Raw genomic sequence first — 22,073 nt, 5'->3', positions numbered from 1 at the left:
GCATCCGCCATTGAATCATTGCTGGAGACAAAAAGTATGACTGCCCAATTTCCCATGCGTGCCGCCGCGCTGGCCACCGTGCTGTTCCTCGCCGCTTGCGGGGGCTCGGACGACTCCGAGCCCATCCTGTCCGGCGAGACGCGGGCGCAGGACACGCGCACGTTCACCGTCGCGCCTTTGACCAGCACCGCCGTCTATGCCGACGCTGTCGTTGCCGCCGACGGCAAGCCCAGCTTCACCGCGATGACCGGGCACGAGACCACCAGCCGCTGGGCGGGTGAACTCAACGGCTCGGCCTACCGGGTCGAAGTGCCGGCCAACTGGAACGGCGAGCTGGTCATGTACGCCCACGGCTATCGCGGCACGGGCGCCGCGCTCACCACCGGCAACCCGTCCATCCGCCGCTACCTGCTGGAGAAGGGCTACGCGTGGGCCGCTTCCAGTTACGGCAAGAACTACTACGACGTGCGCGCCGGCGTCGAAGACACCAACGCGCTGGCGCTGGCCTTCAACAACATCGCCGCCGCGAATGGCCGCACTCTGGCCGCGCCGACCAAGACCTTCATCACGGGCCACTCGATGGGTGGCCACATCGCCGCGGCGGCCATCGACGCCGAAGCCGCCCAGGCCAACAACCGGGTGCGCTACGCCGGCGCCGTGCCGATGTGCGGCGTGACCGGCGACAAGGAACTGTTCGACACCTTCACGGCCATGCAGATCAGCGCGCAGACCCTGGTCGGGCTGCCGAACAACCCGCTGCCGAACTGGTCCGGGATCTCCGCCCAGGTGAACAGCGCCCTGTGGACGGCGTTCCCCTCGACCGCCACGCCGACTGCCGTCCCGACACCGACGCCGCTGGGGCTGAAGTACGCGTCCATCGTCAAGAACCTGACGGGCGGGGAGCGCCCGCTGTTCATGCTGGGCCTGACGCGTGGCGGCTCGTTCCCGTCCTCCTACGGCACCTTCGGCGGCGACGGCACGGTCAACGGCATCCTCAACAAGTGGGGCAACGACACCACGCGCTACACGTACGTCATCGACGGGGATGCCGCGACCAGCGCGGCGGTCAACGCCAACGCTCCCAAGGCGGTGCGCGATCCGCTGGCGAACGCGCGGCGCGCCGATGGCCTGCGCTGGATCCCGCAGGCGAACGGCGACTTCAACGTCCCGGTGGTCGCTATCCACACGCTGGGCGACCTGTTCGTGCCCTTCCACATGATGCAGGTCTTCCGCCAGCGCGCCGAGTCCAAGGGCAACGGCAACCGCATCGTGACGCGCGCGATCCGCGGCATCAGCCATTGCGACTTCACGATCGCGGAGCAGAACGAAGCCTTCGACGCGATGGTCCAGTGGGAGAAGGGCGGAGCCAAGCCCGCGGGCGACGACATCCTCAACCCCACGGTCGTGGCCGCACCGACCTTCGGCTGCACGTTCACCCGGCCCCCGACGGCCGGCGTGGACTCCGCCACGACGACCGCGCTGCGCGGCCTGATCGCCTCGACGCCGGGCGGCGCCTGCCCCTGACGCGGTGATGCGGGAGCGCCTGCCCTAACGGCAGGCGTAATTCACGGGCTCCTTCGCGGAGCCCGTGCCGTTCCAGACGGCCTTCTGCGGGTAGACGCAGATCGGGTACCGCACGCTGCCGTCGCGCGAGGCGATCACCAGCGTTCCCGGCGCGGTGCCGCGCTCCACCCAGTCGACCAGCGCGCTGAAGAGCGGGTCCTGCTCGCGGGTCGGCGTCTGGTTGGCGTTGCCCGGCAGCGCCGGCATGGGCACCGTGTTGTTGGCGCCGTTCACCGTCCAGGCGCGGCCCTGCGAGCTGTGCGCCATGCCGGGGATGTTGTACATGCGCAGGAACTGCTGCACCTGCGCCTCGCCGCCCACGCCGTCCTTGACGCGCTCGTAATAGTGCACGGCGCCGCCGGGCGGGATCACGTCTTCCGCGAGGCCGTTCCACAGGATCATCTTGCGGCCCTGGCTGCGCAGCCTGGACAGGTCCGTCCGGGCCGTCTGGTATTCGATCAGGAACGGTTGCGTCAGCCGCTGCGCGAAGACCTGGGCGTAAGTGGCGTAGGTGAGTTCGCGCCAACGGTTGCGCACCGGGGTGGATGCGTTCGAGATCGGAATGGCCGAGGTGGCCGACGCGTCGGCGGCGTAGCTCACGTCGCCCATCGCCAATGCCAGCATGTCGGTGCTGGCGCCTGTGATCTGGCCGCCCAGGTTGGAGCCCCGCGTGAGCCCCCACCAGAGCTGTTTGGATGCCAGGGTCCTGGCGCTGCGCGAGTCGGCGCCTTGCGCCGGGTCGTAGCTGCCATCGGTGGTCGGGCCGTACCAGATCTTGTTGAGCGCCACGGCTTCCTTGGCCGACAGGCAGTTTGCGGCGTCGGTGCTGCTGCCCGTCACGCCTTGTCCCGCCGCGCCGGCGCAGAGGGCGCCGGCGTCGCGCAGCGGGTCGTAGGCGCAACTGAACGGATCGAGCAGGAAGCCCAGCTTCTCCTTGTCGCAGCTGGCCACGGCGCGCGCGTTGGCCGCGGCCACCTTGCGAGCGAAGGCCGCGGCGGCGGGTTTGTCGATGGCGGTGATGCCAAGTTCCGACTTCATCACGACTTGCGGATACAGGCCGGCCAGGCTGAAGCTGGGGACGCTGACCGCGGGCTGCGCGATCAGGTAGCCGTCATAGAGTTCGGGCCACTCCTGCGCCACCTTCAGGCCCTGGCGGCCACCCTGGGAATGGCCGTCGTAGTAGGCATGGCGCGGCTTGCGGCCGTAGTAGGCATCGACCAGCGCGCGCGTCTTCACGGCCTGCTCATACATCGCGCGGTGCGACATGTCGCGGAACCCTTCGAGGTTCAGCGCCCCACTGGAAAGAAAGGCGAACGAAGCATCCTGGTAATGCGGCTGCCCACCGTCCGTGGTGCCGGAGGCATAACCCATGTTGGCATTGACGATCGCCGGCACCTTGCTGCCGATCTGCCCGGCGAAGCGATGGCCACCGCCCACCCAGCCGCCGCCGCCGTAGTTGCGGATGCGCTCGTTCCACACCGCGTGCGCGGGCAGCCAGACTTCGATGCCGATGCCTTCGGAATACGACCTGGCGCCCCTGACCTTCTCGGCCGTGACGCCGGGACCCACCAGCAGCTTGACCAGGCACATGTCGGTCGCCGCGGTAACCGGCTGGGCCGAGTCCACCGCCGTCAGCGCCGCGCCCTTGGCGATGGAACGCACTTCCACCACGCTGGTCTGCGCGTCGGGCTTGAAGGCCGACTTGATGCCATCGTCGCAGGCCAGTGGCTTGCCCGAGCTCATGAGCGGCGGGCTGCCGCAAGCCGAGAGCAGCATGGTGATGGCCGCCACGGCCAGCAACGGCTTGCAGCGGAAGCGGTGCGACTCAAGCAAAGGATTCATCGGGATCTCCGGAGGAGCGAAAGAGGGAAAGCGTCAATGCCGCAGGCGCAACTGGTTCGGCAGCGGCTGCGACAGCCGCAGCACGTCCTCGGCCAGCCAGAGCGCCGACTTGCGCGCGCGTTCGGCCACCATGGGCAACGGCAGTTGCACGAAGTCGTCGTTGAACACTTCGAAGCTGTAGTCGCCGCCATAGCCGATGGCGTCGAGCTTCAGGACCATGTCGACGAGCTGCGCCGTGTGCACGCCCTCCCCCGGAAACACCCGGTAGGTTCGTGCGGTCTCCCGGCGCTCCTCGAAAGTCGGCGTGTCCTGCCACAGGAAATCGGACAGCTGCACGAGGAAGATCCGCGACGGATCGAGGTCGTCGATTGCGTCGAGCGGCGTGCCGGCCGCCAGGATGTGGAACGAGTCCAGTCCCACGCCGAGGTTGGGGCAGTCGGCCCGGCAGACGACGTCCCACGCGGTCGTGAACTCGTTGATGGTGCGGCCCCAGGAGAGGCCTTCGTAGGCGATGCGGATGCCGTGCGGGATCGCCAGCATCGCCAGCTTGCGCAGGTCGCGCGCGATGTGGTCGAGGTCCTGGCTGGCGTGGTTCGAGGTCGACGAGCAGGCCAGCAGCACGTCGCAGCCGAGCGCCGCGCACATCTCGAGCATGGTCTTGGCGATGTCGACCTTGTACTGGTGGAGGTGGCCGGAGAGCCCCTCGAAGTCGCGCAGCACCTGGAAGCCCGTGCCCCGCAGCCCACTGTCGCGCACTTCGCGCACGGCCTCTTTCCAGCCGCCGGGGTGGCCCACCAGGTCGTTGGCCTTCAGCATCACCTGGCTGAAACCGGCCTCGCGCATCGCCGCCAGCTTGGCGCTCAAGGGCCCGGCGAGCGTGATGGTGTCCATGCCGAAGCCGCGGATGGCCTGGGCCAGGCTGCGCTGCCGGTTCATTCGTCGTGCACCAGCTCGAAAACGACGTTGCCCAGGTAGGTCTTGGAGAGCGCCCCCCGCCGCTCGGTGTGCGTGGCCTGCGTCTCGACGAACTCCATGCCCAGGGCGCGCAGCGCCTTCACCGCTTCGAGCACGTCGGGCACGCCGAGCCCGATCCGGTGCAGGCTCTCCCTGGCATCCGGATCGTCGACTTCGGCCTCGATCAGCTGCAGCATGAAGCGATTGGCGGGACCGCCCACCGCCGGGGCGCGCATCAGCTTGCCGGCCGGCATGATGCCGAAGCGCTGCTCATCGGGAATCAGTTCGCAGCCGAAGAGGGCACTGTAGAACTCGATCCAGTCGTAGTGCCGGCCCGGCCCGATGTACTGCACGATGCCGAAGAAATGGATGCCCGCCACCGCCGGCGGATGCTGGTCCACCGCCGGGATGGCCACGAAGTCGACGTCGTAGATCGAGAATTCGCGGTAGCGGTCGACGAAGTAGATGCGGGTGCCGCCCACGCCATGGATCGCCGGGATGTTCAGCTCCATGGCTTCGGGATGCGTAGGCACTTCCCAGGCGCCGCGGTCGACGACATAACCGTACGCTGCCCGTGCATCGCGCACACGCACGGCGATCGCACTGATGGCGGGCACGTCCGTGGCCAGGCCTTCGGGCTGGTGGGCGTTCACGATGATGTTGAGTGCGCCCTGGCGGTACAGCAGCACCTCGCGCGAGCGGTGGCGCGCGACGGGGCGGAAGCCCATCATCTCGAGCACCTGCCCGAGCGCCTGGGGTTTCGCCGTGGCGTACTCGACGAATTCGATGCCGTCGAGGCCGATCGGGTTGGCTTCGTCGCTGAAAGCCGCCTGCAGCGGCTCGCGTGCGTGCTCGGGGTGCAGGAGGAGGTCGCTCATGTCAGTATTCCAGGCGCGCGACGGCGCGCAATTCCTCGGGGGTCGTGGTCGGAAATCCGAAGAATTCAAGGTAGGCCGGGATCTGCTCGAACAGCATGTCCGTGCCGATCTGCACCCGGCAGCCGCGCGCCTGCGCGGCGACGAGAAAGGCCGTCATCTCCGTCTTCATGACCACCTCGCCGACGAAGGTGCCGGGCGCGAGCCGCGCCACATCCACCGGTAGCGGGTCGCCCGGGTTCATGCCGAGCGGCGTGGCGTTGACGACGAGGTCGAAGCCGTCCGGGTCCTTGACGCCCGTGGTGACGGTGATGGCGGGGTAATGGGTGCGCAGGCGTCCGGCCAGGTCGTCGGCGGATTGCGCCTGCGTGTCGAACAGTGCCAGCGCACCAACGCCCGCGGCGGCCAGCGATGCGGCGATGGCGCAGCCCACGCCGCCGCAACCGACCACCAGCGCGCGCGCGCCCGCCAGTGCCAGGCCCTTGCGGCGCAGCCCGCGCACGAAGCCTTCGCCGTCGAACATGTCGCCCACCAGCCTCCCCTCGGCGTCGCGCTTGACCGCGTTGCAGGCGCCGGCCACCTGCACCGTCGGCGTCGCCACATCGAGCAGGCCCACCGTGCTCACCTTGTGCGGCATGGTGACCAGCGCGCCGCGGATGTTGTCGAGCGTGAAGAGGCCGCGCAGCACCAGCGGGTAGCTCTCCGGCCGGCAGCCCATGGGCACCACCACCGCGTTCACGCCGATCGACGCGAAATAGGGGTTGTAGATCATCGGCGCCTTGAAGGCGTGCGTGGGATGGCCGAGGTGGGCGATCAGCTCGGTGTGGCCGTTGATCTGCATGGGAGCGAGCGGGACGCGGGTGTTCATGCGCTGACGGCGGCCTTGCCATGCGCGCGCACCAGGCCCTCGAGCGCGATCACGTAGCCGTGGACGCCGAAGCCGATGACGATGCCCGCGGCGGCCGGCGAGACGAAGGAATGGTGGCGGAACGCCTCGCGGGCGTGCACGTTGGAGATGTGGCACTCGACCACGGGCAACCCCGCGACGCCTTTGATGGCGTCGTGCAGGGCGACCGAGGTGTGGGTGAAGGCACCCGGGTTGAACACGCAGCCGAGCGCCTCGCCCTCACGGTGCAGGCGCCCGTATTCGTGGATCTTGTCGATGAGCGCGCCTTCCCAGTTGCTCTGGAAACATTCGACCTCGTGCCCCAGCCGGGCGCCGGCCTCGCGGCAGGACGCCTCGACGTCCGCCAACGTGGCCGTGCCGTACTGGCCCGGCTCGCGCGTGCCCAGCAGGTTGAGGTTGGGGCCGTTCAGCACGAGGATCTTCATCGACGCATCGCCCTTTACTTGCGTGCCTTGTCGAGTTCGGCCATCACGGCCTTCACCGTCGCTTCGCCCACGCTGGCGGAATGCTTGGCGATCACCGGCTTCATCTTCTCGCGCAGCTTGGCGACTTCGGCGGGGGCCAGTTCGGTCACCTGCATGCCGTTCTTCTTCAGCTCTTCCAGGATGCCGGCAGCGGCCGAACGCGACTGCTCGCGCTGGTACTTCGCGGATTCCAGCGCCGCGTCCTGCACGATCTTCTTCTCGTCGGCCGAGAGCGTGTCCCAGAACTTCTTGCTGATCACCACCGACTGCGGGTTGTACTGGTGGTTGGTGAGCGTCATGAACTTCTGCACTTCATACAGCTTGGCGCCCCGGATCGTGGCAAAGGGGTTCTCCTGGCCGTCCACCGCCTTCTGTTCCAGCGCGGCATACAGCTCGGGGAAGGGCAGGGGCGTCGGGTTGGCGTCCAGTGCCTTCACCCAGTCGACGTTGATCGGGTTCGGGATCACGCGCAGCTTGAGGCCGGCGATGTCTTCGACCTTCGCGATGGCGCGCTTGCTGTTGGTCATCTGGCGGAAGCCCAGCTCGTAGTAGGCCAGGCCGACGACGCCTTTGTCTTCCAGCTTGGCGTGCAGCGACTTGCCGAACGGGCCGTCGACCACCGCGTCCGCCTCCTTCGGGTTGCCGAACAGGAAGGGGAAGTCGTACACCTCGAAATCCTTCACCAGGCTGGCGAAGATGCCCGAGTTCATCGACGCCATCTCGAGCGTGCCGCCCTGCAGCGCCGATACGTTGGCCTGGTCGCTGCCCAGCGCGCCGCCGGGGAACACGTTGACCTTGAGCTTGCCGCCCGACTTCGCCTCGACGATCTCGCCGAACTTCTCCATGCCCATCACGATGGGGTGGCCCTTCGCGTTCTGGTTGGCGAACTTGATGGTCTTGGTCTGCGCCTGCGCCACGCCGAACGCGGCGAGGGCGACCGCGGCCACCAGGGTCTTGAGGAAGAGTCGCTTCATGGTTGTCTCCAGGTCAGTCAGGGGTTGGGATCTCGAATCAGCCGTAGAACCAGCGCGCGGGCACCATCACCAGGGCCGGGAAGGCCACCAGCAGGAACATCGTCGCGAACTGCGCGACCATGAAGGGCCACACGCCCCGGGTCACCGCATCCATGCTCACCTTGCCCACGCCGGCCACGGTGCTGAGCACGGTTCCGACCGGAGGGGTGATGAGGCCGATCGCGTTGTTGATCATGAACAGCACGCCGAAGTAGACGGGGTCGATGCCGGCAGCCTTCACGATCGGCATGAACACCGGCGTGAGGATCAGGATGGTGGGCGTCATGTCCATCGCCGTGCCCACGATCATGGTGATCAGCATCATGGCGATCATCAGGAGCATGGGCCGGTCGAGCAGCGGCTTGAGCAGCGACACCAGTTCGGCGGGCAGGTTGGCCACGGTGATCATCCAGGCCGACACCATCGCGGCGGCCACCAGCAGCATGATCACGGCCGTGGTTTGCGCGGCAGCGAGGAAGAGGCCATAGAGCTGGGAGAGCTTCAGTTCGCGATAGACCACCGTGGAAACGAAGAGCGCGTAGACGGCGGCGACCACGGCGGCCTCGGTGGGGGTGAACACGCCGAACTTCAGGCCGACCACCACGATGACCGGGAGCACCAGCGCGAAGGTCGCGTCCTTCATCGACGACAGCACCTCGGCGCGGCTCGCGCGCGGGGCGGGCTGGATCTTCTCCTTGCGCACGAGGACCCACCACGTGAACCACAGCGCGGCGCCCAGCATGAGCCCGGGCGCGATCCCTGCCATGAACAGCTTGGAGATGGAAACGTTGGCAGTGACGCCGAAGATCACGAAGCCGATGCTGGGCGGGATGATGGGCGCGATGATGCTGGCGGACGCCAGCAGGCCGGCGGAGCGGGCTGTGTCGTAGCCCGCGCGGTTCATCATCGGCAGCAGCAGCGCCGACAGGGCGGCGGCATCGGCCACCGCGGAACCGGACAGGGCCGCCATGATCACCGCCGCCATGATCCCGACGTAGCCCAGGCCGCCCTTGACGTGCCCGACCAGCGTCATCGCGAAACTCACGATCCGCCTCGAGAGGCCGCCCGCGTTCATGATCTCGCCGGCCAGCATGAAGAAGGGCACGGCCAGCAGCGGGAAGCTGTTGGCGCCTTCGATCACGTTCTGCGCCAGGATCTGGGCATCGAACATGTTGAGGCGCCACATCAGCGCGGCGCCGCAAAGCAGCAGCGAGAAGGCGATGGGCACGCCCAGCGCCATGGCGCCGAGCAGCGCGCCCAGGAAGATGACGATGGTCACGGATGCTTTCCTTGGGCCTCGGCGGGCGCGTGGTCTTCCGATTCGACGACGGCGACGAGCTCCGCGTCCGACAGCCGGCCGGTCACCAGCTTGAGGAAGTCATTGAAGATGAAGATGGCTGCGAGCACGGCGAAGAAGACGCCGCTGGCGTAGAAGTAGCCCATCGACACTTCCATCACCGCGCTGGTGGAGCCCCAGTTGATGCCGGTCTGCTGCCACGACCCCTTCAGCATCAGCCAGCAGATGTAGATCATGAGCACGTGCGTGACACCCAGACAGATCTTCTTGCCCATGGGCGGCAGGCGGGACACCAGCGTGTCGGTGCCCAGGTGCGCGTGATTGCGCAGGGCGACCAGCGAGCCGAGGAACGTCATCCACACGAAGAGCCAGCGCGAGAGCTCCTCGGACATCGTGATGCCGGTGTTGAAGCCGTAGCGCAGGACCACGTTGCCGAACACCATGACGACCATCAGCGCCAGGCACACCACCATCAGCACGGACAAGCCGCGGCAGGTGAGGTCGATGAACTTCTGCAGCATCCAGGTGGTCTCCTGGGATGCATTTTGTACGGACTGGTTAGTTTTATCTGTCCGGGAAAACCCGTACGGAAGGCGGAGCGTCAGGGTGCGCGGAGGAACCGCACCAACATGTCGATCACGCTGTCGCGCCGCTGCGCGACATAGGCCGTGGACCGCGTATCCAGCTTGAAGATCAGGCCGAAGGTGTGCCGGTTCGAGACGTTGAAAAAGCTCAATGCGGAGATCGACTGGTGGATGTCCACCGGGTCGAGCCCGGCACGGAACGCACCGCTGGCGACACCGCGGTCGTAGAGGTGCCGGATGGCCGCGATGGCCGGCACGTTCAGGTCCTGGATGCGCTGGCTCTGGGCCAGGAACTGGCCGCGGTTGATGTTCTCCGACATCACCAGCCGGATGTAGTTCTCATTGGCAAGATGGTGGTCGAACGTGAAGGCGACGAGGCGGCGCAGGGCCTGCTCGGGCTCGAGGTCCTGCAGGTGCAGTTCGCTCTCGATGTCGCGCACGCGGCGGTACGACTCCTCCAGCACGGCCAGGTACAGGCCTTCCTTGCTGCCGAAGTAGTAGTAGATCATCCGCTTCGAGGTCTTGGTCGCGGCGGCGATCTCGTCGATGCGCGCGCCCGCCAGCCCCTTCTCGCCGAATTCGGCGGCGGCGATCTCCATGATGTTCGCCTTGGTGCGTTCCGGATCGTTGGTGCGGCTGGGCTCCATTCCGGCCCGCTTGCGGGGTGCCGCCGAGCGTGTCCTAGTTTGTACTAGTTCGTTCATTGTCGGAGTATAGGGGCCACCCGCGGGTGGCGCCAACCGCTAGGCAATCCAGGCCGGGTGCGTCAGGTCCCATTGCGAGCTGCGCGGAGGCCCGAGAAGCGCCAGGCGTTCCCCCACCGCATGCCAGGCTTCGTCGCATTCCTCCGCGCGCATCAGTCCCAGCTGGCGGTAACGCAGGCCAGCGACACGCGCCGCGACCGCCATGCGGGCGTGCACGCCCTCATCGGACGCGGCACCGAGCAGCTCGGGATGCGCGGGCAGGCTCGCGCACGCTTCGACGACGCGTTGCATCAGCTGCGTGTTGCGCTTGGCGTCGTCGCCGAACAGCAGCACCAGGTGGCCCCAGTCGGGCAGGAAGGCGCGGCGCAGCCCATGGCGCAAGCCCGTGCGCGACACGGCGATCACGCGGCAGGGATGGCCGTCCTGCCGGAAGTCCACGTAGTCGGTGCCGCTGTCCAGATCGTCTTCGCCCGCCACGCGCCGCGCCTGGCTGGCCGTGCGGTGCTTGCGGGCCAGCCAGCGCACCAGGTCGAAGCCGCGCCCGTCGTCCGCGGAACACACGCCGACGCGATGGAAGGCCTCCGGGTCGGTCTCGGTTTCGTTCGCCAGGCCCACGCGCAACGGCGCCACCAGCCGCCGGATCACGGAGGTGGGTGGATACTGGATGCCGCGCTGCAGGCTTTCATGCAGGGACGACACACGCTTGCCGAACTCCGCCGGCGGCTCGTCCGATGGATTCAGCATCATCGACCAGCGTGTCAGCAGATACCGCGGGCCGCGGCTGTGATGCACGAGCAGTTGCGTGTGATGCCGATTGTCGCCCGCCACCCGCTCGCGCATCGCGCGCAGCGCGGGACCGGGCCCTTCCATCCAGTGGACATACCAGCCGCTCTGGCAGAGGAGCGCCGCATGGATGCCGAAGCGCTGGTTGTGGCGCATGGACGTTTCCCGGATCCGCTCCATCTCCGCGTAGGGCGCTTGCGGGCGGGTGAGCACGCTCGCGCAGATGATGCGTTCGATGTCCTGCTCGCCGCTGGCGGCCGCCGGTGGAGTGCGCTGCGTGGTGGGCATGGCGCTGTCTTTGCGCGAGGGTAGCCGCCGCTTCCGGCCGCGGCTGTGACGTTGGTCACGGCGGCGCCGATCCTCGGGTAACAGGTTGTTGAGCTTGCAATACGTGCTTCTTACAGCACGGCCGCGGCCTAGGTTCGCGAGTGCATGGGATTCGCCGAATCCCCGTGTGGCAAGGCCGCGAGCGACGCCACCAGCTGCGTGAGCCGGTGGCCAGCCCCGGCCGGCCCGTATTTGCGCTGCCACCGCAACAGATCGACGAAGGCATTGCCGCCCAGCGCGCGCACGGCGATCTTGACGCTTTCGTACAGCGCGTCGTCGAGCTCGCCTTCGAGGGACCGGATGGCCATGAACGGCGTGCCCGCGAGGGCCGGCGCAGCCTTCATGTGACGCAGCAGGTCGTACATGTGGCCTTCATCGAAGTGGCAGCCGCAAACCACCAGGGCAGGCCCGGCTTGCAGGGCGGCTTTCGCGGCGTCCAGGTTCTCGACGGGGACGAGTTCGAAAGGCGCCGTCAGGGCGCGACGGAAGACATCGACCGCCTCGGGCGCATCGGCGACCAGGACGTGCGGAGCGGGCGGGACGGACGGCGTGGACATGCGACGAATAGTGTAATCTCATGACAACGTTCTCCGCGCATGAATTTACTCCGCCTTGCGGATCGTCCCCTGCGCCGCGGCGCACAGTTTCCGCTCGCCGGCGCGCTCCAGGAAGATGTCGCAGCGGCACACGGCCTGGGTCCTGCCGCTGCCCACGACCGTCGCGACCGCCACCAGCCGGTCGGCGTCACGCGCCGGCCGCAGGTAGTTGATCTTGAACTCGGAGGTGAGCACCTTCCCGAGGACCGAGCCGCCCGCGTAGGTCAGCGCGTTGTCGGCCAGGTACGAAAGTACGCCGCCATGCACGAAGCCATCCTGCTGCAGCAGATGCGCGGCGAGCGGCAGCGACAGTTCCGCGGTCCCGGCTTCGAACACTTCGAGGGTGGCCCCGACCACGCCGTTGAAGGGCTGGCGGGCCAGCACCTGGCGGCCGTAGGCGAGCAGGTCAGCCTGCATGGGGCTTGCCTTCCGTTGCCCGGGTCGCCGTCACGCCCGGCGTGACCAGCCACCGCAGGAACCGGACCCGCGCGGACCAGGGGCGGGGATGCGGCGCGAGCCCCAGCGACATCTCGGCCTGCGTCAGCCCGTCCTCGATCAGGGCGTCGTGCAGCGGGCCGTAGAGCAAAGGCCAGGTCCATGCCGCCCATCCGGAAGTGGACATCTCCACGCGATGCTCCAGCACGCAATGCGCCGACGTCGCTTCCAGCACCTCCAGCGCGTGCCACCCGTCGAATCCGCGCGGTCCCGTGAACCGGAAGCGGATGCCCTCACCCGGCGTGTACGCTTCGACGCGGTAGCGGATCGGACCGTGCCCGCCCTCGGCGCCCGCGCCCAGCGGACGGTCGAAGCGCATGCGCGGCCAGGCCTGGCGTGGCCACAGTGCGTCCTGCGGGGACGCCAGGGTGTCGATGAGCGCGCCCACACGCTCGGGTGCCGCGTGCAGCAGGCGCTGGTGGATGTTCACCACTTTCATTCCTGTTTCTCCTTCGTCGATTTCAGGGGGCGACCGCCATCCAGGCCGCGTGCTCCAGTGCGGCCCGCACCTTGGGCGGGACGGCAGGCTGGGTGACCCAGAAGCTGGTGAGCGACAGCGCGGGCGCGAACACCACGGCCATCCACACGGGGAAGGGCAGGGGCCGCATCTCGCCGGCCGCCACCTTGGCCTCGACCCATTCGCGCAGCGCGCCGAAGCCGGCCTCGTTGGCCTGCGCCCATTCACCGGTCCCGGCAGCCAGGTCGCCCGCCCGCTTGAGTTCCTGAAGCAGGCGCGCCCGGTCCGGGTTCTGCAGGACCCAGTCGATGTGCACCCGGATCATCCCCTTCACCCCGGTCTGGGCGGACGCGCGCCCGGCCACGGGGACCAGGAGCGCGGCATGGAAGTCGCGCAACGTGTGCGCGTAGAGCGCGTCCGCCAGCCGGGCCTTGGTGGGGAAGTGGTGGTACAGGCTGCCGTTGCTGACGCCGGCTTCCTGCCGCACCATGTCCATGGACGTGGCGGCGAAGCCTTGCCGCAGGAACACCTGCGTGGCGGCGGCGAGCAGCCGCTCGCGGGTGGACGTGGGATCCATGGTCTAGAGTATCACTCTAGACCAGCACTCCAGTCAAGCCGAAGGCGTCAGCGTCCGGCGGAAGAGGTCGAACACGCGCTCCCAATGCCGCTCCGCCGACGGCTGGTGGTAGATGCCGGTGCGCAGCGGGAAGACGAAGCCATGCTCCGAATTGGGGTACCACTCGATCCGGTGCGGCGTGCCGCCGGCTTCGAGTGCGGCCTTCAGCGTGGCGACCGTTTCGGGCGGTGCCCACTTGTCGGTCTCGGCGCAGCCGAAGTAGCTTTCGCACTTCACACGCGCGCCCAGCAGGTGCGGCGAGTCGTCCTGGTCCGTGACCATCTGGGCGGGGTGGATGGCCGCGATGGACTTGATGCGATCGGGAAAATTCGCCGCGGCGTGCATCACGAAGGGTCCGCTCATGCAGTAGCCGACGCAGCCCACCCTTTGCGCATCGGCCTCGGGTTGCGCGTCCGCGAAGTCCAGCATGGCCTGCGTGTCGCGCACCGTCATTGCGTTCGTCAGCGCCTGCATGTGCTCGAACATCACCGCCATCTTGGCTTCGGTGCGTTCCGTCAGCCAGAAGTCGCGCGAGCGGCGGTAGTAGAGGTTCGGCAGCACCACGTAGTAGCCCACCGAAGCCAGGCGCCGGGCCATGTCATGCAGTTCCTCGCGCTTGCCCGGCGCATCCATGTAGAACAGGACGACCGGGAACGGGCCTTTCTCTTCCGGGTAGACCACGAAGGTGTTCATGGCGCCGTCGGCGGTGGGGATGTCGAGGTGCTTCTCGATCATGGGCAGGGTCTCCTCACGTGGTCGGGTGGTGCGGCGCATTGTGCACCGCCGTTTGCTACAAACGGGGGATGAAGAAAGCGCCCCTCGTCATCCGCCCCGTCACCCCCTCGGACTACGACGCCTGGCTGCCCCTCTGGGAGGGCTACAACGCCTTCTACGGGCGCGAAGGGCCGACAGCATTGGCGCCCGAAGTGATCCAGGCGACATGGCAGCGCTTCCTCGATCCCTACGAGCACATGCACGCGCTGGTGGCCGAAGCGGATGGCCGCATCCTCGGGCTGACGCACTACCTGTACCACCGCAGCACCATCACCATCGGCCCCGCGTGCTACCTGCAGGACCTGTTCACGGTGCCCGAAGCGCGCGGGCAAGGCGTGGGCGCGGCGCTGATCGACGCCGTGTGCGAACGTGCCAAGGGCATCGGCTGCCCGCGCGTCTACTGGCACACGCGCGAAGCCAACGTGACCGCGCGCCGGCTCTATGACCACGTGGCGGAGCGCAGTGGGGCGATGGTGTACCACAAGCTGTTCCAGGGGTAGTCCCTCGCCTACCGGCACCGTCCCGCAGGGACGACAGCGAACGGCCGGACGCGTCCCCATGTTGGTAGCAAGCACCCCAATCCACGCACGGAGATCTCCAACATGCACACCGTCATCTGCGCCTTCGACGACGCGGCCCAAGCCCGGCAGTCGGTCGACCGGCTGGTCGAACTCGGCGTCCGTCGGGGCGACATCCACATCGAACACAAGGGCCTGCATGCCAGTTCGGCGCTGGCGAATTTCGGGGCCTTCTTCGTCAGCCTGCTGGGCCAGGAGCAGTCTGCTGCCGTCGCGGACCGGTACACCGGCGCCGTCCAGGGCGGGCAGCACGTGCTTGTGCTCGACGCCCTCGACGAGGAGCAGGCCGGGCGGGCCTCGGCCCTGCTCGCGGCCATGGGCGGGCAAGGCCCCAGGACCGTCCATCGCCCGCTCCTGCGCCCCCTGCGCGACATCGTCGCGGTCCGTGCGGTTCTCGCGGACCATGCTGGGCGCCGCGACGCACCGGGCGACGAGCGGCCGATGATTCGCGCGGAGCAAAACGAGCGCGCTTTCGCTTTCGGCGGCGAGCAGCGCCCGCAGAATCGGCCGGACCCCGATGATGCGGGCCATGCGCCTGGCCTGCGCTACGCCGACCAGGACAGCAAGGACAAACCGCGGCGTTGAGCGTGACAAGCTTGCGTCCGTGGCAACAAACAACGCGGGCATGTGACAACTCGAAACGCAGTCTCCCGTTGAGTACCGCCTGGCGGCCGCTCGTCCATTTCCAGGAGGCGGTTACACCCCATCCTTCCTACGCTGCGTCTCATCCGTAGCGCCTGGGAGAAGGTGATGAAGTCGCAGTCGTCGATCCTGTCAGGGGTACCCCTTGCAGCCTTGATCCTGTGTGCCCCCGCACTGGCCCAGCAGCAGCCTGCCGCCGCGTCCACAGGCCCGGTGCGCGTGCTGGTCAATCCTGGCGACAGCGGTGAGGTGTCGCGCGTCGCCCTGTACGGCGCCTGGAAGGGCGCGCTCGAACAGGCGCTGCGCAAGGAGGACATCAAGCACGCCAATGTGGCGCTGTCGGCCGACGCCACCGCGGACCTGGCCGCGACGCGTTCGCGCATTCACGACATCTTCGTCGCGCCCGCGCATGTGATCGGCAGCGCCGTACGCTACGGCTACGTGCCGGTGCTGGGCCTCAGCAAGCCGGTCCAGGCGGTGCTGGTGGCGCCCAAGGACAGCGGCATCAACAACCTGCAGCAGGCTGCCGGCAAGCGCTTGGGCCTCCCGCTGCAGGACAGCGTGGTGACCTACCTGCTGCGCGGCGAGGTGAACGCATCCAACACGACGATCAAGCGCCACTTCGGTCCTCTGTACGACACGCGCTACCAGGACGCGCTGCTGCCTTGCCTGCAGATCCGCCGTTGCGACGTCGTGGCGGTGGAGAAAGCGGTCTTCGACCGGTGGGTGGCGGCCGGCGAGCAGGTCAAGATCGTGATGGAGTCCAAGCCCGTGCCCGGCCTCAGCGTGGCCGTGCGCGACAACGCCCGGGTGAGCGCCGACCAGCTGAACGCGGCGCTCACCGAGACCCTGCATTCCACCGGCCTGCTGCGCACGGAGAACGCCAAGGCGATTTCGCATGCCGCGGCCGACTTCAAGTACGTCTCCACGCTGGGCTACTTCACGCCGCGCGCGCTGCCCGGTGCCAACGTGGTCGATGCCAAGGCAGTCGTGCAGTTGCTGCAGGCCGGCGCGATCTATGTCGACACGCGCACCGACACCGAGTTCAAGGCGGGCCACGTCTCCGGCGCGAAGCTGGTGCCCTATGGGGAGAAGAGCGCCAAGGAGGCCGACTTCGATGCCGCCCTGGACCAGTTCGACCTGGCCAAACTGGGCGCCAACCGCGACGCGGAACTGATCTTCGCCTGCAACGGCCCCGAATGCTGGAAGAGCTTCAAGGCATCGCAGGCCGCCCTGAAGGCGGGCTACCGGCGGGTGCACTGGTTCCGCGGCGGCTTCCCGGAATGGCGCACCAGTGGGATGAAATTCGACATGGCCGCGCAGCAGTAGCCCGGCGGGCGGCGGCCTAGAATCGCCGCCATGCCCCTCCAATTCGCTTCCCGCCTCGACAACGTCGAAACCTCGGCCATCCGCGAGCTGTTCAAGCTGCTCGGCAAGCCCGGCATCATCAGCTTTGCCGGCGGCTTCCCGGACAGCGCGATGTTCGACATCGATGGCCTCAAGCAGGCCGCCGACGAGGCTTTGACGCACGAATCCGGTGGCGCGCTGCAGTACGGCGCCACCGAAGGTTACGAGCCGCTGCGCACGCAGCTCGCCGACTTCATGCAGGCCAAGGGCGTGGCGGGTGTCGAATCGAACCACCTGATCGTCACCACCGGCAGCCAGCAGGCCCTGGACCTGCTGGGCAAGACCATGATCAGTCCGGGCGACAAGGTCATCGTCGAGGGCCCGACCTTCCTGGCCACCATCCAGTGCTTTCGCCTCTATGGCGCCGAGCTGATCAGCGCGCCCATCGACGCGGACGGCGTGCAGGTGAACCAGCTCGAGCAGCTGATCGTGCAGCACAAGCCGAAGTTCGTGTACCTCATCCCCACCTTCGGCAACCCGAGCGGCGCGTTGCTGAGCCTGGAGCGGCGCCGGCAGATCCTGGAGCTGGCCGTCAAGTACCAGACGCTGGTGGTGGAAGACGACCCGTACGGCGACCTGTATTTCGGCGCGCCGCCGCCGCCCAGCATCCTGGCGCTGACGAAGGAGATGCCCGCCGCGCGCGAGTGGATCGCCCACTGCGGCAGCATGAGCAAGGTGCTGTCGCCTGGGCTGCGGGTGGGCTGGCTGATCGCGCAGCCTGAACTGCTGGCCAAGGCGACCATGTGCAAGCAATTCAGCGATGCGCACACGAGCACTTTCGCGCAGGCCACCGCCGCGCGATACCTGAAGAGCGGCCGCATGCCCGAGACCCTGAAGATCGTGCGCAAGGCCTATGGCGCGCGCGCTCATGCGATGGGCGAGGCGCTGAAGAAGCACCTGGGCGGCGCGATCGAGTTCACGCAGCCGCAAGGCGGTCTGTTCTTCTGGGCGCGGCTCACCGGTGCCGGCGGCGGCATCCAGGACGCTGCGGAGTTCGCGAAGCGCGCCATCGAGCAAGGTGTGGCTTTCGTCCCGGGCACGCCGTTCTATGCCGCCAACCCGGACCCTTCGACCTTGCGCCTGAGTTTCGCGACGGCCAATGTGGAGAAGATCGAGGAAGGGGTGGGGCGGCTGGGCCGGGCGCTCTGAGCGTCAAACTTTCGGAGCAGGACCGCGCCGACCATCTTGACAGCCGCGCGCCGATGCCCGGCCGTGCGCCTGTGTTGCATCGTGGATGCCAATCCAACTCACAGGAGCATCCCATGCAACGCAAACCCCTCTTCGCGGCCCTGGTGGCCGGCTCCCTGCTGACCCTGGGGTCGCTGGCGCAGGCCCAGTACGCGCCGCATCATGACCTGGACCGCGACGGCATCCGCAACAGCCAGGACCGCGACCGCGACGGTGATGGCATCCGCAATGCGCAGGATCCCAACCCGAACGTGCCCAACATCGCCCGGGTCCAGCGCAACGGACCCAACGGCGACCTGGACCGCGACGGCATCCGGAACCGCCATGACCGTGACCGGGATGGCGACGGCATCGCGAACGCGCGCGACCGGTACCCGGACAACCGGCGGTATTCCTGAAGCGGACTCAGGACGAAAAAAGGGCCTCGAGTGAGGCCCTTCTTTCATCGCTCGCTTCTACTTGGCCTGCGCAGACACCAGCACGGGTTTGTCTCTGTACACCTGCGGCATCACCATCTTCAGGTTCACGATCTTCGGCTTGTCGTAGGTCACGATGTAGGGCTGGTTCGGGTGCAGCGTCGCGTAATCCTGGTGGTAAGCCTCGGCGGGATGGAATGTCGCCAGAGCGTTCACCTTGGTCACGATGGGCGCCGGAAACAGCTTTGCAGCGTCCAGCTGGGCGATGTAGCTCTCGGCGACCTGCTTCTGCTGCGGGTTGCGGTAGAAGATCGCGGAGCGGTAGTGCGTCCCGACGTCGGGGCCCTGCCGGTCGAGTGTCGTGGGGTCGTGCGCCACCGAGAAGAAGATCTGCAGCAGCGTCCCGTAAGACACCTTCTTCGGGTCGTAGGTGACCTGCACCGATTCGGCGTGGCCGGTGCGGCCGGTCGTCACCAGCTCGTAGCGGGCGGTGGACTTGTCCCCACCCGCATAGCCCGAGACCGCGTTCAGCACACCCTGCGTGTGCTGGAACACGGCCTGCACCCCCCAGAAGCAACCGCCGGCGAACACCGCCGTTTCGGTCGTGGCCGCGGCCGGGACGTCCTGGGTGGGCGGCGGCAGCTTGACCGCCTTCTCGGCGGCGATGCCGCTGGACCCCAGGAACAGCCAGGCGGCGGCGGTCACGGCGGCGGTGGTGAGCAGGACTTTGTTCATGGCAGACCTTTCGAGCGTATGTCGGATGACGGGCATCGCTTCTTACACTTGGCTGACCCGCCGGTGCGGCGCTACCACTTCAGGACCAGCATGGTCCCGTTCCCGATCGGATAGCTGACCGGTCCTGTCTCGACAAAGCAGCCCAACGCAGTGGCACCGGATTGAAAGTTCTCGCCAAGAGGAACGTCGACGACAAGATTCCGACGGCTCAAGCCTTGGCCCGGCGCGAGATCCTCGCCCAGGCGTACCCGAGCTTCATGCATCACAGGGGGCCAGTCGAACCTCCCGCCCTTCGAAATCAGGAGAGCACACATCAGCGCCTGGATCGGCTTCGCAGGCAGTTGCCGGTTCTCGGCCCGGAAGCTGTCGACGACAAACGCGATCGATTTCGGTCGCTTCTCGATCCGCCCGGTAGCCTCAAGAAGAAGTTCCGTCTTCTTCAACCCACCCGGCTCCATCACATCCTTGGCCGATGTCAGCGTGACGTCCATGGGCAGGTTTGCGCCACGCAGGCCCTCACCGGATGTCAGCAGCACGACCAGGATGGCCACAAATCCCACCCCGACGGCCGATGCCGGCAACAGGAATACCCATCGTTTCCAACCGAGGGCGATCGCAGCGGCGCGTGAAAAGGCGTTCACGAGAATGAGCAAGTGAAGCAGCCCGCAGGCCTGGACGATTCCCAGTCGCCACTTTGCGCCTGTCGTCAGGGAAGTATCCAGGGACTCGAGTTGTTGCATCAGCGGCAGATCTGAATCGCCAATGGCCGCGAACCTGTGATGGACGGCATCCGGCAGCACGAGCCAGAAGACCAGCAACCATGCCGCCAGAGCGATATAGAGCGCTGCTGTGCAATGCAGAGTGAAGCTGGCTATTGATCCGGAGGATGGCCTGCCTTTGACCGGCCAGGAAAGAATTCCGAACGCCGCAAACGCCACGAGGGCGGAGAAAGCCATTGCCGCCAGGAATTTGGCCACCATGAAAGGATTGATTTCACCGGCCACAAGCAGGCCGCTCAAGCAAAGGACGGTCAGGGCCGCACCCGCCAGGAGGAAGCTTCGGCGAAGTCCGGCTACCGGCTGCAGTGCCGCGGCAGCATGCCCAATTGGGCGGAAGATGCTGCCGAGAACGCTGCGCGACACGTCCAGAACCAGCTTGGTCCCGAAACCAAAGGCCTGCCCATTTGAGGCATCGCGGACCACGGTTGGTCCGCCGAGCGTGTCCAGCGCCTCGCAAAGGGCCTTCGCGTCGCCCGACATTGGGTCAAAGCGGACGAAATGGAGATCGGAGACCCACTCCAGGCCAGCTGGCAGCGATCTTGTGATCGCCAAAGGATCCACCGCGAGCGCGACGGGCAATACGGGCTTCCCGAGCTTCCTTGCCAGCGCCAGTTCTTCCAGCACGTAGTCGGTGACCCCAAAGGCCGGCGCGGCAGCGTCGCCGGTCCAGCCGGGGCCCATCGCGCAAACGACGATATCCGCCATGGCTACGCGCGAACGGATCTGCGGCAACCAGTTCGCTCCTGGAGCAAAACTCAACCTGTCCAGTGTCAGATGCTCCGCGCCGAACCTCTCTGCCAGGCGACCGTAAAGCATCAGGACGCCGCGATCGAAGTCGCTCGAGCGATAAGAAATGAAGATGCTGCTCATGTTCTCTCGGCGTCCCTGTGGCGAGACATGTCAGCCGGCGCTACGCCAGAGCTTCTTATGCCGGGGATTGACTCAATACACCACGACTCCCCGGATCGACTCCCCCCGCTTCATCAGGTCAAACCCCTCATTGATCTTCTCCAGCGGCATGGTGTGGGTGATCAGGTCGTCGATGTTGATCTTGCCCTCCATGTACCAGTCGACGATCTTCGGCACATCGGTGCGGCCGCGCGCGCCGCCGAAGGCCGAGCCTTCCCACTTTCGGCCGGTCACCAGCTGGAAGGGCCGGGTGCTGATCTCCGCGCCGGCCGGCGCGACGCCGATGATGATGCTGCGGCCCCAACCCTTGTGCGTGCACTCCAGCGCCTGGCGCATGGTGGTGGTGTTGCCGATGCATTCGAAGCTGTAGTCGGCGCCGCCGTCGGTCAGCTGAACGATCGCGTCCACCACGTTCGGCACTTCCTGGGGGTTGACGAAGTGCGTCATGCCGAACTTGCGTGCCATCTCCTGCCGGCCCGGATTGATGTCGACGCCGATGATCTTGTCGGCGCCGACCATGCGGGCGCCCTGGATCACGTTGAGCCCGATGCCGCCCAGGCCGAACACCACCACGTTGGCGCCGGCCTCCACCTTGGCCGTGAAGATCACCGCGCCGATCCCCGTGGTGACGCCGCAGCCGATGTAGCAGACCTTGTCGAACGGCGCGTCCGGCCGGATCTTCGCCATCGCGATCTCGGGCGCCACCGTGTAGTTGCTGAAGGTGCTGGTGCCCATGTAATGCAGGAGCGGCTTCCCGTCCAGGCTGAAGCGGCTGGTGCCGTCGGGCATGAGGCCCTTGCCCTGGGTGCCGCGGATCAGCTGGCACAGGTTGGTCTTGCGCGAGAGGCAGAACTTGCACTGCCGGCACTCTGGCGTGTACAGCGGGATGACGTGGTCGCCCTTCTTGAGCGTGGTCACGCCGGGGCCGACGTCCACCACCACACCCGCGCCTTCATGGCCCAGGATGGCCGGGAAGATGCCCTCCGGATCGGCGCCCGAGAGGGTGTAGTAGTCGGTGTGGCAGATGCCGGTGGCCTTGATCTCCACCAGCACTTCGCCCGCGCGCGGGCCTTCGAGGTCGACGGTTTCGATGGTGAGCGGGGCTGCCGCTTTCCAGGCGATGGCGGCTTTGGTTTTCATGGGCCAGAGCCTACCGCACCGGGCCCGG

24 protein-coding genes are annotated in these 22,073 nt (G+C 67.2%); 6 read left to right on the top strand and 18 right to left on the bottom strand.

All coding sequences use genetic code 11. The features are described from left to right. The first annotated feature begins 36 nt into the window (after positions 1-36). Positions 37-1,524: an alpha/beta hydrolase gene (locus tag FN976_RS09275; protein ID WP_145892730.1), complete on the top strand. Its 1,488-nt coding sequence runs from the start codon at positions 37-39 to the stop codon at positions 1,522-1,524. A 24-nt stretch (positions 1,525-1,548) separates the two neighbouring features. Here the strand turns inward: FN976_RS09275 and FN976_RS09270 are convergent, their stop codons facing one another. The 15 genes from FN976_RS09270 to FN976_RS09200 form a co-directional block, all read right to left on the bottom strand. Further along, positions 1,549-3,405, bottom strand: coding sequence for a tannase/feruloyl esterase family alpha/beta hydrolase (locus FN976_RS09270; RefSeq protein WP_145892729.1), 1,857 nt, complete (start codon positions 3,403-3,405; stop codon positions 1,549-1,551). A gap of 33 nt (positions 3,406-3,438) precedes the next feature. Next, positions 3,439-4,341 (bottom strand): sugar phosphate isomerase/epimerase family protein, encoded by a 903-nt coding sequence (locus tag FN976_RS09265; RefSeq protein WP_145892728.1) that lies wholly within the window; start codon positions 4,339-4,341, stop codon positions 3,439-3,441. Further along, positions 4,338-5,237 carry a VOC family protein gene (locus tag FN976_RS09260; RefSeq protein WP_145892727.1) on the bottom strand — a complete coding sequence of 300 codons (900 nt, stop codon included), beginning with the start codon at positions 5,235-5,237 and terminating at the stop codon, positions 4,338-4,340. Before FN976_RS09260 ends, FN976_RS09265 begins: the two co-directional genes overlap by 4 nt. A 1-nt stretch (position 5,238) precedes the next feature. Continuing rightward, positions 5,239-6,102, bottom strand: coding sequence for a shikimate dehydrogenase family protein (locus FN976_RS09255; RefSeq protein WP_255440258.1), 864 nt, complete (start codon positions 6,100-6,102; stop codon positions 5,239-5,241). Then, complete coding sequence (aroQ, locus tag FN976_RS09250; protein WP_145892726.1) at positions 6,099-6,566, bottom strand: type II 3-dehydroquinate dehydratase; 468 nt, start codon at positions 6,564-6,566, stop codon at positions 6,099-6,101. The genes FN976_RS09255 and aroQ overlap by 4 nt, the downstream gene beginning before the upstream one ends. Before the next feature lie 14 nt (positions 6,567-6,580). After that, the gene (locus tag FN976_RS09245) at positions 6,581-7,579 is read right to left on the bottom strand and encodes a TRAP transporter substrate-binding protein (RefSeq protein ID WP_145892725.1); all 999 of its coding nucleotides are present in this window, start codon (positions 7,577-7,579) and stop codon (positions 6,581-6,583) included. A gap of 37 nt (positions 7,580-7,616) precedes the next feature. Then, on the bottom strand, positions 7,617-8,897 hold the full coding sequence (locus FN976_RS09240; RefSeq protein WP_145892724.1) for a TRAP transporter large permease subunit: 1,281 nt from the start codon (positions 8,895-8,897) through the stop codon (positions 7,617-7,619). Then, complete coding sequence (locus FN976_RS09235) at positions 8,894-9,436, bottom strand: TRAP transporter small permease (RefSeq protein ID WP_145892723.1); 543 nt, start codon at positions 9,434-9,436, stop codon at positions 8,894-8,896. Before FN976_RS09235 ends, FN976_RS09240 begins: the two co-directional genes overlap by 4 nt. Before the next feature lie 80 nt (positions 9,437-9,516). Continuing rightward, positions 9,517-10,203 carry a TetR family transcriptional regulator gene (locus FN976_RS09230; RefSeq protein WP_145892722.1) on the bottom strand — a complete coding sequence of 229 codons (687 nt, stop codon included), beginning with the start codon at positions 10,201-10,203 and terminating at the stop codon, positions 9,517-9,519. A gap of 39 nt (positions 10,204-10,242) precedes the next feature. Next, entirely contained in the window at positions 10,243-11,274 is a 1,032-nt protein-coding gene (locus tag FN976_RS09225; RefSeq protein ID WP_145892721.1) for a BLUF domain-containing protein, read from the bottom strand. Positions 11,275-11,402: 128 nt separating this feature from the next. Continuing rightward, positions 11,403-11,870: a DNA-binding transcriptional response regulator gene (locus FN976_RS09220; RefSeq protein ID WP_145892720.1), complete on the bottom strand. Its 468-nt coding sequence runs from the start codon at positions 11,868-11,870 to the stop codon at positions 11,403-11,405. 45 nt (positions 11,871-11,915) lie between these two features. Further along, entirely contained in the window at positions 11,916-12,326 is a 411-nt protein-coding gene (locus tag FN976_RS09215) for a PaaI family thioesterase (RefSeq protein ID WP_145892719.1), read from the bottom strand. Next, positions 12,316-12,843, bottom strand: a complete 528-nt coding sequence (locus tag FN976_RS09210; RefSeq protein WP_145892718.1) for an SRPBCC family protein — start codon at positions 12,841-12,843, stop codon at positions 12,316-12,318. Before FN976_RS09210 ends, FN976_RS09215 begins: the two co-directional genes overlap by 11 nt. A gap of 22 nt (positions 12,844-12,865) precedes the next feature. Next, positions 12,866-13,438: a TetR/AcrR family transcriptional regulator gene (locus tag FN976_RS09205; RefSeq protein ID WP_145892717.1), complete on the bottom strand. Its 573-nt coding sequence runs from the start codon at positions 13,436-13,438 to the stop codon at positions 12,866-12,868. A 33-nt stretch (positions 13,439-13,471) separates the two neighbouring features. Beyond that, positions 13,472-14,212, bottom strand: a complete 741-nt coding sequence (locus tag FN976_RS09200) for a dienelactone hydrolase family protein (protein ID WP_145892716.1) — start codon at positions 14,210-14,212, stop codon at positions 13,472-13,474. A gap of 68 nt (positions 14,213-14,280) precedes the next feature. On the opposite strand from FN976_RS09200, the gene FN976_RS09195 reads away from it, so the two are divergent. From FN976_RS09195 to FN976_RS09175, 5 genes are all read left to right on the top strand, one after another. Then, positions 14,281-14,751, top strand: a complete 471-nt coding sequence (locus tag FN976_RS09195) for a GNAT family N-acetyltransferase (RefSeq protein ID WP_145892715.1) — start codon at positions 14,281-14,283, stop codon at positions 14,749-14,751. Positions 14,752-14,853: 102 nt separating this feature from the next. Further along, a complete protein-coding gene (locus tag FN976_RS09190; protein ID WP_145892714.1) occupies positions 14,854-15,414 on the top strand; it encodes a hypothetical protein in 561 nt (186 codons plus the stop codon). 165 nt (positions 15,415-15,579) lie between these two features. Beyond that, complete coding sequence (locus FN976_RS09185; protein ID WP_145892713.1) at positions 15,580-16,800, top strand: rhodanese-like domain-containing protein; 1,221 nt, start codon at positions 15,580-15,582, stop codon at positions 16,798-16,800. A 30-nt stretch (positions 16,801-16,830) separates the two neighbouring features. After that, the gene (locus FN976_RS09180) at positions 16,831-18,027 is read left to right on the top strand and encodes an aminotransferase-like domain-containing protein (RefSeq protein WP_145892712.1); all 1,197 of its coding nucleotides are present in this window, start codon (positions 16,831-16,833) and stop codon (positions 18,025-18,027) included. Positions 18,028-18,140: 113 nt separating this feature from the next. Then, a complete protein-coding gene (locus tag FN976_RS09175) occupies positions 18,141-18,464 on the top strand; it encodes a thrombospondin type 3 repeat-containing protein (RefSeq protein WP_145892711.1) in 324 nt (107 codons plus the stop codon). Between the two features lie 57 nt (positions 18,465-18,521). Here the strand turns inward: FN976_RS09175 and msrA are convergent, their stop codons facing one another. From msrA to FN976_RS09160, 3 genes are all read right to left on the bottom strand, one after another. Then, complete coding sequence (msrA, locus tag FN976_RS09170) at positions 18,522-19,217, bottom strand: peptide-methionine (S)-S-oxide reductase MsrA (RefSeq protein WP_145892710.1); 696 nt, start codon at positions 19,215-19,217, stop codon at positions 18,522-18,524. A gap of 71 nt (positions 19,218-19,288) precedes the next feature. Beyond that, entirely contained in the window at positions 19,289-20,866 is a 1,578-nt protein-coding gene (locus tag FN976_RS09165; protein ID WP_145892709.1) for a toll/interleukin-1 receptor domain-containing protein, read from the bottom strand. Positions 20,867-20,938: 72 nt separating this feature from the next. Continuing rightward, positions 20,939-22,045 (bottom strand): S-(hydroxymethyl)glutathione dehydrogenase/class III alcohol dehydrogenase, encoded by a 1,107-nt coding sequence (locus FN976_RS09160; protein WP_145892708.1) that lies wholly within the window; start codon positions 22,043-22,045, stop codon positions 20,939-20,941. Positions 22,046-22,073: the final 28 nt, after the last annotated feature.

Origin of the sequence: Caenimonas sedimenti, from assembly GCF_007833165.1 — a bacterium.
Lineage (GTDB): Bacteria > Pseudomonadota > Gammaproteobacteria > Burkholderiales > Burkholderiaceae_C > Ramlibacter > Ramlibacter sedimenti.
This window is presented reverse-complemented; position numbering and strand designations above follow the sequence as displayed.

Excerpts from the sequence above, each read along its gene's own strand:
- FN976_RS09195 (WP_145892715.1), top strand. The coding sequence starts at position 14,281 with ATGAAGAAAGCGCCCCTCGTCATCCGCCCCGTCACCCCCTCGGACTAC.
- FN976_RS09270 (WP_145892729.1), bottom strand. The coding sequence starts at position 3,405 with ATGAATCCTTTGCTTGAGTCGCACCGCTTCCGCTGCAAGCCGTTGCTG.
- FN976_RS09205 (WP_145892717.1), bottom strand. The coding sequence starts at position 13,438 with ATGGATCCCACGTCCACCCGCGAGCGGCTGCTCGCCGCCGCCACGCAG.
- FN976_RS09180 (WP_145892712.1), top strand. The coding sequence starts at position 16,831 with ATGCCCCTCCAATTCGCTTCCCGCCTCGACAACGTCGAAACCTCGGCC.
- FN976_RS09190 (WP_145892714.1), top strand. The coding sequence starts at position 14,854 with ATGCACACCGTCATCTGCGCCTTCGACGACGCGGCCCAAGCCCGGCAG.
- FN976_RS09200 (WP_145892716.1), bottom strand. The coding sequence starts at position 14,212 with ATGATCGAGAAGCACCTCGACATCCCCACCGCCGACGGCGCCATGAAC.
- aroQ (WP_145892726.1), bottom strand. The coding sequence starts at position 6,566 with ATGAAGATCCTCGTGCTGAACGGCCCCAACCTCAACCTGCTGGGCACG.
- msrA (WP_145892710.1), bottom strand. The coding sequence starts at position 19,217 with ATGAACAAAGTCCTGCTCACCACCGCCGCCGTGACCGCCGCCGCCTGG.
- FN976_RS09260 (WP_145892727.1), bottom strand. The coding sequence starts at position 5,237 with ATGAGCGACCTCCTCCTGCACCCCGAGCACGCACGCGAGCCGCTGCAG.
- FN976_RS09185 (WP_145892713.1), top strand. The coding sequence starts at position 15,580 with ATGAAGTCGCAGTCGTCGATCCTGTCAGGGGTACCCCTTGCAGCCTTG.
- FN976_RS09230 (WP_145892722.1), bottom strand. The coding sequence starts at position 10,203 with ATGAACGAACTAGTACAAACTAGGACACGCTCGGCGGCACCCCGCAAG.
- FN976_RS09210 (WP_145892718.1), bottom strand. The coding sequence starts at position 12,843 with ATGAAAGTGGTGAACATCCACCAGCGCCTGCTGCACGCGGCACCCGAG.
- FN976_RS09160 (WP_145892708.1), bottom strand. The coding sequence starts at position 22,045 with ATGAAAACCAAAGCCGCCATCGCCTGGAAAGCGGCAGCCCCGCTCACC.
- FN976_RS09265 (WP_145892728.1), bottom strand. The coding sequence starts at position 4,341 with ATGAACCGGCAGCGCAGCCTGGCCCAGGCCATCCGCGGCTTCGGCATG.
- FN976_RS09165 (WP_145892709.1), bottom strand. The coding sequence starts at position 20,866 with ATGAGCAGCATCTTCATTTCTTATCGCTCGAGCGACTTCGATCGCGGC.
- FN976_RS09255 (WP_255440258.1), bottom strand. The coding sequence starts at position 6,102 with ATGAACACCCGCGTCCCGCTCGCTCCCATGCAGATCAACGGCCACACC.
- FN976_RS09235 (WP_145892723.1), bottom strand. The coding sequence starts at position 9,436 with ATGCTGCAGAAGTTCATCGACCTCACCTGCCGCGGCTTGTCCGTGCTG.
- FN976_RS09175 (WP_145892711.1), top strand. The coding sequence starts at position 18,141 with ATGCAACGCAAACCCCTCTTCGCGGCCCTGGTGGCCGGCTCCCTGCTG.
- FN976_RS09220 (WP_145892720.1), bottom strand. The coding sequence starts at position 11,870 with ATGTCCACGCCGTCCGTCCCGCCCGCTCCGCACGTCCTGGTCGCCGAT.
- FN976_RS09245 (WP_145892725.1), bottom strand. The coding sequence starts at position 7,579 with ATGAAGCGACTCTTCCTCAAGACCCTGGTGGCCGCGGTCGCCCTCGCC.
- FN976_RS09215 (WP_145892719.1), bottom strand. The coding sequence starts at position 12,326 with ATGCAGGCTGACCTGCTCGCCTACGGCCGCCAGGTGCTGGCCCGCCAG.
- FN976_RS09225 (WP_145892721.1), bottom strand. The coding sequence starts at position 11,274 with ATGCCCACCACGCAGCGCACTCCACCGGCGGCCGCCAGCGGCGAGCAG.
- FN976_RS09275 (WP_145892730.1), top strand. The coding sequence starts at position 37 with ATGACTGCCCAATTTCCCATGCGTGCCGCCGCGCTGGCCACCGTGCTG.